6 protein-coding genes, 2 tRNA genes and 3 rRNA genes are annotated in these 14169 nt (G+C 47.2%); 2 read left to right on the top strand and 9 right to left on the bottom strand.

Going from position 1 to position 14169, the window contains the following annotated elements:
- Positions 1-7: 7 nt before the first annotated feature.
- From OIM59_RS04565 to OIM59_RS04525, 9 genes are all read right to left on the bottom strand, one after another.
- Positions 8-1327, bottom strand: coding sequence for a V-type ATP synthase subunit B (locus OIM59_RS04565; RefSeq protein ID WP_148330952.1), 1320 nt, complete (start codon positions 1325-1327; stop codon positions 8-10).
- A 24-nt stretch (positions 1328-1351) separates the two neighbouring features.
- On the bottom strand, positions 1352-3109 hold the full coding sequence (locus OIM59_RS04560) for a V-type ATP synthase subunit A (protein ID WP_303895375.1): 1758 nt from the start codon (positions 3107-3109) through the stop codon (positions 1352-1354).
- Between the two features lie 15 nt (positions 3110-3124).
- The gene (locus OIM59_RS04555; RefSeq protein WP_299169966.1) at positions 3125-3964 is read right to left on the bottom strand and encodes a DUF2764 family protein; all 840 of its coding nucleotides are present in this window, start codon (positions 3962-3964) and stop codon (positions 3125-3127) included.
- Positions 3965-3973: 9 nt separating this feature from the next.
- A complete protein-coding gene (locus OIM59_RS04550) occupies positions 3974-4564 on the bottom strand; it encodes a hypothetical protein (RefSeq protein WP_299169964.1) in 591 nt (196 codons plus the stop codon).
- 217 nt (positions 4565-4781) lie between these two features.
- Positions 4782-4892 (bottom strand): 5S ribosomal RNA (rrf, locus tag OIM59_RS04545).
- A gap of 161 nt (positions 4893-5053) precedes the next feature.
- Positions 5054-7935 (bottom strand): 23S ribosomal RNA (locus OIM59_RS04540).
- A 149-nt stretch (positions 7936-8084) separates the two neighbouring features.
- Positions 8085-8158 (bottom strand) — tRNA-Ala (locus OIM59_RS04535).
- Positions 8159-8242: 84 nt separating this feature from the next.
- Positions 8243-8316, bottom strand: a tRNA-Ile gene (locus OIM59_RS04530).
- Between the two features lie 152 nt (positions 8317-8468).
- A 16S ribosomal RNA gene (locus tag OIM59_RS04525) occupies positions 8469-9995 on the bottom strand.
- Together the 16S, 23S and 5S rRNA genes with 2 tRNA genes alongside form the textbook arrangement of a ribosomal RNA operon.
- Before the next feature lie 1034 nt (positions 9996-11029).
- Between OIM59_RS04525 and OIM59_RS04520 the strand changes: the two genes are divergently transcribed.
- Together OIM59_RS04520 and OIM59_RS04515 are read left to right on the top strand one after the other, a co-directional pair.
- Positions 11030-11872 carry an OmpA family protein gene (locus tag OIM59_RS04520; protein ID WP_299170957.1) on the top strand — a complete coding sequence of 281 codons (843 nt, stop codon included), beginning with the start codon at positions 11030-11032 and terminating at the stop codon, positions 11870-11872.
- A gap of 421 nt (positions 11873-12293) precedes the next feature.
- Positions 12294-14039 (top strand): sodium:solute symporter, encoded by a 1746-nt coding sequence (locus OIM59_RS04515; protein WP_072542935.1) that lies wholly within the window; start codon positions 12294-12296, stop codon positions 14037-14039.
- Positions 14040-14169: the final 130 nt, after the last annotated feature.

Below are 14169 nucleotides of genomic sequence, written 5' to 3'. Positions count from 1 at the left end.
TATATTTTTATTTCTTCCAATACTGATCTACGAATTCTTTCTTGATGTTCACCTCTTCCGGCTTGAAATATTTCCGGAATAATCCCCAGGTCACATCCAACATTTCGGTCGTGTTCAGGTTCACATCGATGGCCAGCAACTGGTTGGCATAATCCTTGGCAAAAGCCAACGCACGTTCATCGTAATTGGTCAGGTCGAAACCGTTTTCCATCTTGGTCTTGGCATTGGCTGCATCGGCATACAGACGTACGGCGGCATTCATCACCTGCGGATGATCTTTACGGGTCTTCTTACCGCTTACCAGCTGTTTCAGACGTGACAATGAACGGAACGGATCGACAATTACCTTACCGATATCGCTGTCACGACGCAAGAAGAGCTGACCTTCCGTAATGTAACCTGTATTATCCGGCACTGCATGCGTAATATCTCCTCCCGAAAGGGTGGTCACCGCAATAATCGTGATAGACCCTCCACTCGGGAACTGCACAGCTTTTTCGTAAATCTTCGCCAAGTCGGAATAGAGTGAACCCGGCATAGAATCCTTCGACGGAATCTGGTCCATACGGTTGGACACGATAGCCAACGCATCGGCATACGAAGTCATATCCGTCAGCAATACCAGTACCTTTTCATTGTGCTCCACCGCAAAATATTCGGCAGCAGTCAATGCCATATCCGGAATCAGCAGACGTTCTACCGGCGGATTCTCCGTGGTATTCACAAAACTGATGATACGGTCGAGGGCACCTGCGTTCGAGAATACATTCTTAAAATAAAGGTAGTCGTCGTTTGTCATACCCATACCACCCAAAATAATCTTATCGGTCTGCGCACGCAAGGCCACATTGGCCATTACCTGATTAAAAGGCTGGTCCGGGTCGGCAAAGAACGGAATCTTCTGTCCGGACACCAGCGTATTGTTGAGGTCGATACCGGCAATACCCGTTGCTATCAGCTCTGAAGGCTGCTTACGACGGACCGGATTCACCGACGGACCACCGATTTCCACTTCCGTACCTTCCACCTCCGGTCCTCCGTCAATCGGTTCACCGAAAGCATTGAAGAAACGTCCGGCCAGCTGCTCGCTCACTTTCAGTGTAGGAGATTTGCCCAAGAAAACAACCTCTGCATTGGTCGGAATACCTTCCGTACCTTCAAAGACCTGCAGGGTCACCTCATCTCCGGCAATCTTCACCACCTGCGCCAGCTTGCCGTTCACCATAGCCAGTTCATCATAACCTACCCCCGTCGCTTTCAGCGAACAAGTGGCCTTGGTTATCTGGCTAATCTTTGTATATATTTTTTGAAAAGCTTTTGTCGCCATTTTCTACCCATTTATTGATTTCACTTATTTTACTTTTCGTTCATCCACCAAATCCTGCAACTGTTTCCGGAAGTCCGTGTACTGCGGAGAACGGAACGGTGAATAGTTCATCTGCTTGCAGATATTGATCATCTTCTTGAAGTAGTCCATCACTTCCACAAAATTGTCGAAGCTGAAATCCGTATGGCAAATATCAATCACCATATTCACGATTTCTTCCTGACGTTCCATCGGAGTCACTGCATCCACCTCATCAAACGCATCCTGCTGCAAGATCACAAAGTCAATCAGTTCCGATTTCCAGAAAATCACGTGATATTCCACCGGCACACCGTCATCACCCAAGATGTTAATCTGCTCGGCGATTTCCTTACCACGCAACAGACGCGTCTTCAGTTCTGTCACCTTGCCAATCCATTCCCCATTGATATGCTCTGTGATATAGGACTCAAATTCAGGATATTCCAGATACTTTGAATAAGAATCAATCGGGTTTACGGCCGGATAACGCTTACGGTCGGCACGTTCCTGCTCCAAAGCATAAAAACAGCGGGCTACCTTCTTCGTATTTTCCGTCACCGGTTCCTTCAAGTTACCTCCGGCCGGTGATACCGTACCGATAAAAGTAATGGAACCTGTCTGTCCATTGTTCAGGTGTACAAATCCCGCACGACCGTAGAAGTTGGAGATAATGGCAGAAAGGTCCATCGGGAACGCATCCGGTCCGGGAAGTTCCTCCATACGGTTGGACATCTCACGCAAAGCTTGTGCCCAACGAGAAGTAGAGTCGGCCATCAGCAAGACCTTCAGTCCCATGGCGCGATAAAATTCAGCCATCGTCATAGCCGTATACACAGACGCCTCACGGGCAGCTACCGGCATGTTGGAAGTATTGGCCACGATAATTGTACGCTCCATCAGCTTCCGTCCTGTATGCGGGTCTACCAGCTCCGGGAACTCTGTAAAGATTTCCACTACCTCATTGGCACGTTCACCACAAGCTGCAATAATCACGATATCCGCCTCGGCCTGTTTGGAAATCGCGTGCTGAAGCACCGTCTTTCCTGTACCAAACGGTCCCGGAATAAATCCCGTACCTCCTTCCACAATCGGGTTCATCGTATCAATGACACGCACACCCGTTTCCAGCAGTTTATAAGGACGCGGCTTCTCTTTATAATTGGTCATCGCCTTCTTCACCGGCCATTTCTGAATCATATTCACCGGAATCTCGTTGCCTTCCGCGTCCGTCAAGACTGCGACTGTATCTTCTATCGTATATTCACCTTCCGCTACAATGGATTTCACCTTATAAGTGCCCTGAAGCTGGAAAGGTACCATAATCTTCAACGGTTGATGATTTTCTTCCACTTCGCCCAACCAGGCAGAAGGGCCCACTTCATCACCGGCATTCACGATGGGTTTGAATAACCATTTCTTTTCCTTGTCCAACGGATAAGTGTACTGGCCACGTTTCAAGAATACCCCCTCCATTTTGTCAAGGTCATTCTGCAAGCCATCATAGTTCTTCGAAAGCATGCCTGGTCCCAATGTCACTTCCAGCATGTGGCCCGTAAATTCGGCTTCCGCACCCACTTTCAGTCCACGTGTACTTTCAAAAACCTGTACATACACATTTTTGCCCACCACTTTGATGACCTCAGCCATCAGGCGGTCGCCTCCGGTCGAAATGTAACAGATTTCATTCTGTGCTACCGGACCGTCGACTGTCAATGTAACCATATTGGCGATTACGCCTATCACAGTTCCTTTTGTTGCCATTCTATTTTATTTTTACTATTTTCTAAACTCTTCCGGAATCTGTACTTCTTCCTTCAAATGCTGAATCATCTGACGGAACAGTTCGCTTCCCTTTTCTTTATCCAGTGAAATCCAGCGTTCAATCATCTCCAGCTGTAACAAGAAAACAAACAGACGCTCTACCGTGAAATAATTGAAGAACGACTCGTCTTCCAGCCATTTCCAAGCCAGCAAATCTGTCTTCTTTTCCCGTTCCACCAGTTCATCCATTTCTGCAATACGTTGCAAGTCTTCCATATACTCCAACTGCTCGCCCAAGCCGAAATCACGCGCATTCGACGTTCTCAACAGCTCACAGACCTCGGTATCTCCCACTATCCGTGGAGCTACTTCCAGTTTATATTTACGTGAGATATAAGCAGAAAGGATATTGTTCACATTCAGACTGAACTCAAACCAGCGGCTTACAAAGCGATTACCACATTTCATGGCATACGCATAATACGCAGCCGCAAGTGCCTCCTCAGCAACGAAATGTTCTTCACCTGCATTCTGAAGATACAATGCTACAAAATCATACAAATAAGAAGGGAATTTTTTCTCACGAGCGTCCCCCTGCCGAACAGCCTCTATCAGGAGAAGCAAATCTTCAGCAGAAAAATTTCCTCGTTCGTCCACTCCCGTGTCCTTATCCTTTAATAATTTAAGTAGATTTATGTTATCAAATTTCAGGTAAAACAAATCAATCAGCTTTTTGTCCTTATCAGACAACGAAGGATAAAGTTCAGATTTAAAGTTTTCAACGGTATAGCTCAGCTTGCCATCGTCTAAAGACAAAGAAGGCAAACCGGCTACCAAGTAATAATAGCTGCTCATGCCATTGGATTAAAACAACATTTTAACTAACTGAGGACGAAGGAATTCTTTAAAATAATTTTCAAACTCTTCCTCTCCGAAATTCACTTTATAAGAGCCATCCGCAGGCGAAATAGAAAACAGCATCTTCATTCCATTCACCTGGTTAATCGTAACCCCTTTATCCAATAAAGTCTTGGCTTTCGCGGTAAAGTATTTTTTCAAACCATCCGCATCTTTTACTGAGATTTCAATGGGTTCATTGGCAGACCATTTTTCGGCTAGTGTCAGAATAAACTTATAAAGGAATTCTTTATCTGCAGTGAAACCTTTCACCGCCTCTTCCACAGTCTGGTTCGTCAACAGATTTACCACTTCAGTCTTTAACGCGTTCACTGCCTGACCTGCAAAAAGTTTCAACTCCGATTTTGTATTCTCAGTCAGTTCGTCCGCCGATTTTTTTGCATCGGCCAATATCGATTCAGCCTGTTTCTTCGCATCTTCAATCAACTTTTCTGCCTGAGTCTTAGCTTCACTCACAAGGCGCTGAGCCTCCTCATTTCCTTTTTCCACTCCTTCACGGTAGATTTTATCGGTCAGCTCTTGAATCTTGTTTTCCATGATGATTTATATTAATTAAAAGTTTACTGCTAATATAGGATTTTTTTCACAGTCCAAATATAGCAACTTTTTTATTCAAAGCAATTATATTCATCATGAATATTTGACTGAAATATCTCTAAAAAAGACCAATACAGAATATCATATCAAGACTTTGTAAAGAATTGAACAGGCACAAAAAAAGCCCCGGAGCATTTCTGCCTCGGGGCTTCATCTAAGACGGCGACTACCTACTCTCCCACTTGTACGCAGTACCATCGGCGTGGCGAAGCTTAACTTCTCTGTTCGGAATGGGAAGAGGTGGAACCTTCGCGCCATAGTCACCTTAATATCCTTTCAATTAACAATGAAAAATGAATAATGAACTTAATGACCTATCCATTCTCCTTATCAATCATATTTCATCATGACTTACAAGCAAGCAATCTCAGCACTCGGCTGAACGTATATATCATCCTTTCGATGTCTGTTCCATCCGCCCGGCGCGGATAAGGAAAGCTGACGGGCAATTAGTAATGCTCGGCTTTGCTGTCTCCAGCTTTACACCTGCATCCTATCAACGTTGTCGTCTTCAACGACCCTGAGAAATCTAATCTTGTGGCCGGCTTCGCACTTAGATGCTTTCAGCGCTTATCCGATCCCGACTTGGATACCCGGCGATGCGCCTGGCGGCACAACCGGCAAACCAGAGGTCGGTCCAACACGGTCCTCTCGTACTAGTGTCAGAGCCACGCAAATTTCATACGCCCACGATAGATAGAGACCGAACTGTCTCACGACGTTCTGAACCCAGCTCGCGTGCCACTTTAATGGGCGAACAGCCCAACCCTTGGGACCTTCTCCAGCCCCAGGATGTGACGAGCCGACATCGAGGTGCCAAACCACTCCGTCGATATGAGCTCTTGGGAGGGATCAGCCTGTTATCCCCGGAGTACCTTTTATCCTTTGAGCGATGTCCCTTCCATACGGAAACACCGGATCACTATGCTCTAGTTTCCTACCTGCTCGACCTGTCTGTCTCCCAGTCAAGCGCCCTTATGCCATTACACTCTGCGGACGGTTACCGATCGTCCTGAGGGCACCTTTAGAAGCCTCCGTTACGCTTTTGGAGGCGACCACCCCAGTCAAACTACCCACCAAGCAATGTCCTCCAACCCGGAGTTAGAACTCAAACAAACGAAGGGTCGTATTTCAACAGCGGCTCCACGAACACTGGCGTGCCCGTCTCTCAGCCTCCGACCTATCCTACACATCGCGTGCCCAAATTCAATGCTAAGCTATAGTAAAGGTTCACGGGGTCTTTTCGTCCCATCGCGGGTAATCGGCATCTTCACCGATACTACAATTTCACTGAGCTCACGGTTGAGACAGCGTCCGGATCATTACACCATTCGTGCAGGTCGGAACTTACCCGACAAGGAATTTCGCTACCTTAGGACCGTTATAGTTACGGCCGCCGTTTACTGGGGCTTCAATTCAATGCTTCTCTTGCGATGACATCTCCTCTTAACCTTCCAGCACCGGGCAGGTGTCAGGCTGTATACCTCTACTTTCATATTCGCACAGCCCTGTGTTTTTGTTAAACAGTTGCCTGGACCTATTCTCTGCGCCCTCCCATTTCTGGGTAGGGACCCTTTATCCCGAAGTTACAGGGTCAGTTTGCCTAGTTCCTTAACCGTGATTCACTCAAGCGCCTTAGTATATTCAACCCGACTACGTGTGTCCGTTTGCGGTACGGGTACCTCTGAAGTTATGTTTAGCGGATTTTCTCGGCAGTCTGCTTACCCGCGCTATCACCGCTTCCCGAAGGAGTTGGCGTACTATCAGGTTCGGCTCTTTCCGTGGATTTGCCTGCGGAAATCGGCGCCTACACCCTTCAACCGGCTATTCCGTCAGCCGGCGGCGGTGTCACTGCTGCTTCCCCACGTCACCCTCAAAGGTAGTAACGGAATATTAACCGTTTCTGCCATCGGCCTCGCCGTTCGGCTGAGCCTTAGGACCCGACTTACCCTGATCCGATTAGCGTTGATCAGGAAACCTTAGTCTTTCGGCGAGGGGGTTTCCCACCCCCTTTATCGTTACTTATACCTACATTTGCTTTTCCATACGCTCCAGAGTGGCTCACGCCACGCCTTCGACGCCGAATGGAATGCTCCCCTACCAACCATTGCTGGTTCTATAGCTTCGGCAGACAACTTGATACCCGATTATTATCCACGCCCGATTCCTCGACTAGTGAGCTGTTACGCACTCTTTAAATGAATGGCTGCTTCCAAGCCAACATCCTAGCTGTCTTAGCAATCAGACTTCGTTAGTTTAACTTAGCTGTCATTTCGGGGCCTTAGCTGATAGTCCGGATTCTTCTCCTCTCGGGCACGGACCTTAGCACCCATGCCCTCACTCCCGCGGTAGAACTGATGCGCATTCGGAGTTTGTCAGGACTTGATAGGCGGTGAAGCCCTCGCATCCAATCAGTCGCTCTACCTCACATCAGTAACCCGCGAGGCTGCACCTAAATGCATTTCGGGGAGTACGAGCTATCTCCAAGTTTGATTAGCCTTTCACCCCTACCCTCAGCTCATCCAGAAGCTTTTCAACGCTTATTGGTGCGGACCTCCATCTGGTGTTACCCAGACTTCATCCTGGCCAAGGGTAGATCACTTGGTTTCGCGTCTGCCGCATCTGACTTGACGCCCTCTTCAGACTCGCTTTCGCTTCGGCTCCGGGACTCGTGCCCCTTAACCTTGCCAGACACGGCAACTCGTAGGTTCATTATGCAAAAGGCACGCCGTCACGCTTGCGCGCTCCGACCGCTTGTAGGCGCACGGTTTCAGGTACTCTTTCACTCTTCTGTTCGAAGTGCTTTTCACCTTTCCCTCACGGTACTGGTCCACTATCGGTCTCTCGGGAGTATTTAGCCTTGCCGGATGGTCCCGGCGGATTCACGCAGGATTCCTCGTGTCCCGCGCTACTCAGGATACCGCTACGCTTCCTCTCGCTTCATGTACCGGACTCTCACCGTCTTCGGTCTGATTTTCCAAACAGTTCCATTCACGAGATGTCTTGCGATGTCGCGGTCCTACAACCCCTCAGATGCCGTAACATCTGAGGTTTGGGCTCTTCCCCGTTCGCTCGCCACTACTGGGGGAATCATTGTTATTTTCTTTTCCTGCAGGTACTAAGATGTTTCAGTTCCCTGCGTTAGCCCCTTACTAAGTAAGGTAATATCTCTTCAAGATATTGGGTTGTCCCATTCGGAAATCCGCGGATCAAAGGTTATTTGCACCTCCCCGCGGCTTATCGCAGCTTATCACGTCCTTCATCGCCTCCGAGAGCCAAGGCATCCGCCATGCGCCCTTTCCTACTTTCCTTATCACGTGCACATTCCGTCTTTCGACGGGTGCGGGATGATATATACTTTTAGCTTTCGTACTAAAATTACTTTTTGCTTGTTACATCATGTCATAGACCGTTTTTTCAATGAACAGTTAATAATGAATAATTAAAAGTTCACTGCTTGTGGAGAATAACGGATTCGAACCGTTGACCCCCTGCGTGCAAAGCAGGTGCTCTAGCCAGCTGAGCTAATCCCCCGTTTTTTTGCGGCTGCAAAGGTAAGCATTTTCCTTCGTTCCTGCAAAATTTTAAGGAAGTTTTTTTCGCTCCCTTCTTTCGAGGTAGTCCCAGGCAGAGTTGAACTGCCGACCTCTACATTATCAGTGTAGCGCTCTAACCAACTGAGCTATAGGACTGTTTCAATTAATAATTAAAAATGAATAATTAATAATTGGATGATTTCAGTTCAACCTCGTCCGTTCCGACTCGGCTTCATCTTTCTCTCTTCATATCGAAAAACAAACTCATCTGCAGCACAAGGCAAGAACCTTCGTCGGTCCCTCTCCAGAAAGGAGGTGTTCCAGCCGCACCTTCCGGTACGGCTACCTTGTTACGACTTAGCCCCAATTACCAGTTTTACCCTAGGGCGCTCCTTGCGGTTACGCACTTCAGGTACCCCCGGCTTTCATGGCTTGACGGGCGGTGTGTACAAGGCCCGGGAACGTATTCACCGCGCCGTGGCTGATGCGCGATTACTAGCGAATCCAGCTTCGTGGAGTCGGGTTGCAGACTCCAGTCCGAACTGAGAGAGGCTTTCGGGATTGGCATCCGGTCGCCCGGTAGCTGCCTTCTGTACCCCCCATTGTAACACGTGTGTAGCCCCGGACGTAAGGGCCGTGCTGATTTGACGTCATCCCCACCTTCCTCACATCTTACGATGGCAGTCTGTCCAGAGTCCTCAGCTTGCCTGCTAGTAACTGGACACGAGGGTTGCGCTCGTTATGGCACTTAAGCCGACACCTCACGGCACGAGCTGACGACAACCATGCAGCACCTTCACAGACGCCTTGCGGCTTGCCTGTTTCCAAGCAATTCGTCTGCAATTCAAGCCCGGGTAAGGTTCCTCGCGTATCATCGAATTAAACCACATGTTCCTCCGCTTGTGCGGGCCCCCGTCAATTCCTTTGAGTTTCACCGTTGCCGGCGTACTCCCCAGGTGGGATACTTAACGCTTTCGCTAAGCCGCTGACAGTCTATCGCCAACAGCGAGTATCCATCGTTTACCGTGTGGACTACCAGGGTATCTAATCCTGTTTGATACCCACACTTTCGAGCCTCAACGTCAGTCGCGGCTTAGCAGGCTGCCTTCGCAATCGGGGTTCTTCGTGATATCTAAGCATTTCACCGCTACACCACGAATTCCGCCTGCCTCAACCGTACTCAAGGACGCCAGTATCAACTGCAATTTTAAGGTTGAGCCCCAAACTTTCACAGCTGACTTAACGACCCGTCTACGCTCCCTTTAAACCCAATAAATCCGGATAACGCTCGCATCCTCCGTATTACCGCGGCTGCTGGCACGGAGTTAGCCGATGCTTATTCATAAGGTACATACAAACACCCACACGTGGGTGACTTTATTCCCTTATAAAAGAAGTTTACAATCCGTAGGACCTTCATCCTTCACGCTACTTGGCTGGTTCAGGCTCGCGCCCATTGACCAATATTCCTCACTGCTGCCTCCCGTAGGAGTTTGGACCGTGTCTCAGTTCCAATGTGGGGGACCTTCCTCTCAGAACCCCTATCCATCGTCGACTAGGTGGGCCGTTACCCCGCCTACTATCTAATGGAACGCATCCCCATCGTACACCGATGAATCTTTAATGATGTTACCATGCAATCTCATCATACCATCAGGTATTAATCTTTCTTTCGAAAGGCTATCCCTGAGTGTACGGAAGGTTGGATACGCGTTACTCACCCGTGCGCCGGTCGCCATCAAACTTAGCAAGCTAAGTTCATGCTGCCCCTCGACTTGCATGTGTTAAGCCTGTAGCTAGCGTTCATCCTGAGCCAGGATCAAACTCTTCATTGTAAAATATTTTCTTACCCTTGCGGGTACCGTTGATTCTGTTTCAGGAAACCGATTCTCTATATCCTTTTTCAGGTTATTGACGGTTCTTGTTTCATCCCATATATACATTATATATAAGACTACTTCTTGTACTACATCTTCGTTTGTTTATCTAAAGTCTTTCAAAGAACTATCTTTCTTTCGTGCTCCCGTTTCAGCGGGAAAGCGTCTGCAAAGGTAAGGCGTTTTTTCTTTCCCTCCAAATTTTTCCGAAAGTTTTTTCCGAAAAAGTTTCTCGGGATGACCTCGCCGGGCTTATCCGTTTCTCGCTCCCTTGCCGTCTTGCAAGGTAAGATACTCGGGTGCAGCGCCTTTGAAAGTCTGCCTCTCTTCACCAGTCTGTCATTCTCAGCGGCTCTCCCTCTCGAAAGCGGTTGCAAAGGTACGCACTTTTTCCGATCCTGCAACTTTTATCACACTCTTTTTTGAAGAAATTTTTGAATATTTTTATAAGTCACTGAAACAGAATGTATTGCATGACATATTTTTCCGACCCCTCCGGAAACGGACGGGAACAGCCCCACATTATGTATTCCGCGCGGGCGCATGTGCGCACGTATACATAAAACGTATACGTCTACACATGCATATAAACCGAACATCCTCCAAAGAAAGGAAGACATCTATACATAGGAAAGCACTCACAAGAAAATCCACGAAGACTTATGAAGTGTAGACTTTTGACACCCACAGAAAACGCACTTACGTTTCAACTAAAACGCCAAAGAGTTTTGATTAAAACGCACTTACGTTTCAAACCAAACGTACTTACGTTTTGAGTCAAACACAAGTACGTTTTTTTATCCTATAGGAGAAATCTTATAACAGGTTGATATACAGAATTTTCAAAAAAAATAAAATCTAAGCTCCACCGTCCGGCCACAACCAGACACTGACAATACAATAGCTTATGATGAACTCCTCTTTTCAAAAAAGGCTTTTATATTATCTGATATAGCGTAAACTCGTATATCTTTGCAGAAAAATATAAAACAATGAGAAAAGCACCCTTAATCGCACTCGCAGGTCTCTTAATAATAGGTAGCACATCCTGCGTAACCAAGAAGAAATTCCTTATCGCCGAAAACGGCAGAATAGAAGCCCTTTCCAGGGGAGATAACCTGCAAGGCCAGCTGAATGAATGCCACAATGAGATGGAAAAGATGCGCAAGCAAATAGACAAATTGCAGCAAGACACCAACCGCCAGGGAAACTCCATACGGCATTATCAGCAACTGTTGTCCAGCAACATGAACGAACAGGAAAAGCTGAATTCCCTGCTAGGAGAAAAACTGAAAGAACTGGACGAACGGGAAAAAACCATTCAGCAACTGCAAGGAATGATTGACCAGCAGAATGCCAAAGTACAAGACCTGCTCAGCAGTGTAAAAGATGCATTGCTCGGCTTCAGCAGTGACGAACTGACAGTACGGGAACAGAACGGGAAAGTGTATGTAGCCATGTCGGACAAACTGCTGTTCCAGTCCGGAAGCGCCAAACTGGATAAACGAGGTGAAGAAGCCCTGGGAAAACTGGCTGAGGTATTGAACAAACAGACGGAAATAGACGTTTACATTGAAGGACATACTGACAACAAGCCCATCCACACTGCACAATTCAAGGACAATTGGGACTTAAGCGTTATCCGAGCTACCTCCGTGGTGCGTATCCTGATTGAAAAATACCAAGTCAACCCACTTCAGATACAACCCTGCGGACGTGGTGAATTCATGCCTGTTGCCGACAACGAAAGTGCTGAAGGACGGGCAAAAAACCGCCGGACAGAAATTATCATGGCCCCGAAACTGGACAAACTGTTCCAGATGCTACAAAAATAAGACTACAAAAACATATCACTCACAAATAAGCTGAAAGTCCCGACTCCTTCCCGAGGAAGCCTGTCGGGACTTTTCAATTCTCCACATTATCATAGGCTCCTCACCTACGGGCATCACCTTTCCAATATTGCAGAAACTCTCCCCCCTGCACGCTATAAGGCAACAAGCAAATACCGGGGAAACTGCAAAAGCCCACATAAACTCCCCTCCTTCCCTCCCCTTAAAAGTTAAAAGCAGAAGAGAAACAAAAAAAACGAAGAAACATGCTCTAAAACATGAGAATTTATTAGTGTAATTTTACACTTATCCGTAATATTGCAGTCGAATTAGTGTTACTAATACACTTTGAAAAACAAATAAAATAAGAGTAACTTTTGATAGCCACGGAATCAATACACAAATCATTAAAATACTTACAATTATGAATTGGAATTCAACTGAGTTTATTTGGCTCGACTGGCTGGTTCTCGCCGTCGGGGTCATGGCTATTGTATGGGCTGTTTACCGTACAATCAAAAAAGATCATGAAAAGATGAAAGGTGCCGACAGTCAGGATTACCTTTTCGGAAAAGGAGAACCTTGGTATATCATCGGTGCTGCCATTTTTGCAGCCAATATCGGTTCTGAACATCTGGTAGGATTGGCCGGTACAGGTGCAAAAGACGGTGTGGGAATGGCACACTGGGAAATGCAAGGCTGGATGATTCTTATTCTTGGATGGCTGTTTGTACCTTTTTACCAGTTGTTGAATAATAAAATGGGGAAAATTATCACCATGCCGGACTTCCTGAAATTCCGCTATACCCAGCGTACCGGTTCATGGCTATCCATCATCACTCTGATTGCCTACGTGCTGACAAAAGTATCCGTAACAGCCTTCACCGGCGGTATCTTCTTCGAATACCTGCTCGGACTTCCATTCTGGTGGGGTGCACTCGGCCTTATCTTCATCACAGCCGTATTCACAGTTTTCGGCGGCATGAAAGGAGTCATGACACTATCTGCCATCCAGACCCCGATATTAATCATCGGCTCATTCCTCGTTTTATTCCTGGGTTTGAACATGCTCGGTGACGGCAGTATTTCGGAAGGATGGTCACAAATGATGGCCGCATGTAACGCCGCACACGACGGTTTCGGTACAACCCACATGTTCCACACCGACCCTGCCGACCCCATGTATCCGCAGTTCCCTGGCTACGTAGTATTCCTCGGAGCATCCATCATCGGTTTCTGGTACTGGTGTACTGACCAGCATATCGTACAACGTGTACTCGGACAAACCAAAGGAGAAGACAACCGCAAAGTCATGGCCCGTGCACGCCGCGGTACAATCGCAGCCGGCTATTTCAAACTGCTGCCAGTATTCATGTTCCTGATTCCGGGTATGGTGGCTTTCGCACTCTCTCAAAAGACCGGCAGCAGCATCGTCATGGATATCACCAACACACATGACACAGACGGCGCTTTCGCCATGATGGTAAAGAATATCCTGCCGGCCGGCGTGAAAGGTATCGTAACCATCGGTTTCATCTGTGCCCTTGTAGCTTCTTTGGCTGCCTTCTTCAACAGCTGCGCCACCTTGTTTACAGAAGACTTCTACAAACCGATGAAAAAAGGCATGAGTGAAAGCCACTACGTAATGGTAGGACGTATCGCTACCGTCGTAGTCGTACTCCTGGGACTGGCTTGGATGCCTATCATGATGAACATGGGTAACCTGTATTCTTATCTCCAAGATATCCAATCACTGATTGCTCCTGCCATGGTGGCTGTATTTACCCTTGGTATCTTCTCGAAGCGCATCACTCCGAAAGCCGGAGAATGGGGACTTATCGGTGGCTTCCTTATCGGTATGGTACGTTTGCTGACTAATGTAATCACCGACTCAGGCAAAGCTGTCATGGACGGTGCATTCTGGGAATATACCTCTTGGTTCTGGCAGACCAACTGGCTGATTTTCGAAGTGTGGTTACTTGTATTCATCGTCATTCTGATGTACGTAGTATCCATGTTTACTGCCAAACCGACATCTGAACAGATTGCCGCCATCACATTCACAGGCGACTACAAGAAAGCCATCCGTGAAAGCTGGAATATGTGGGATGTCATTGCCACATTGGGCGTTGTGGTCCTGTGTGCATTGTTCTATGCATATTTCTGGTAATCCAAAAACCAACAACTTATAATGGAAGAGGATATGCAGGAAATTGTATATCCTCTTCCACGTTTATAGGAAAACTATCGAAAAACATACATTCTATGTTGAAAAACATTTGAAAAAAAGAACAAGTAAT

The organism is Bacteroides mediterraneensis (assembly GCF_025993685.1).
In the GTDB taxonomy this organism is placed as follows: domain Bacteria; phylum Bacteroidota; class Bacteroidia; order Bacteroidales; family Bacteroidaceae; genus Phocaeicola; species Phocaeicola mediterraneensis_A.
This window is presented reverse-complemented; position numbering and strand designations above follow the sequence as displayed.

Coding starts and splice junctions, on each gene's coding strand:
- OIM59_RS04560 (WP_303895375.1), bottom strand. CDS start 3,109: ATGGCAACAAAAGGAACTGTGATAGGCGTAATCGCCAATATGGTTACA.
- OIM59_RS04565 (WP_148330952.1), bottom strand. CDS start 1,327: ATGGCGACAAAAGCTTTTCAAAAAATATATACAAAGATTAGCCAGATA.
- OIM59_RS04520 (WP_299170957.1), top strand. CDS start 11,030: ATGAGAAAAGCACCCTTAATCGCACTCGCAGGTCTCTTAATAATAGGT.
- OIM59_RS04555 (WP_299169966.1), bottom strand. CDS start 3,964: ATGAGCAGCTATTATTACTTGGTAGCCGGTTTGCCTTCTTTGTCTTTA.
- OIM59_RS04515 (WP_072542935.1), top strand. CDS start 12,294: ATGAATTGGAATTCAACTGAGTTTATTTGGCTCGACTGGCTGGTTCTC.
- OIM59_RS04550 (WP_299169964.1), bottom strand. CDS start 4,564: ATGGAAAACAAGATTCAAGAGCTGACCGATAAAATCTACCGTGAAGGA.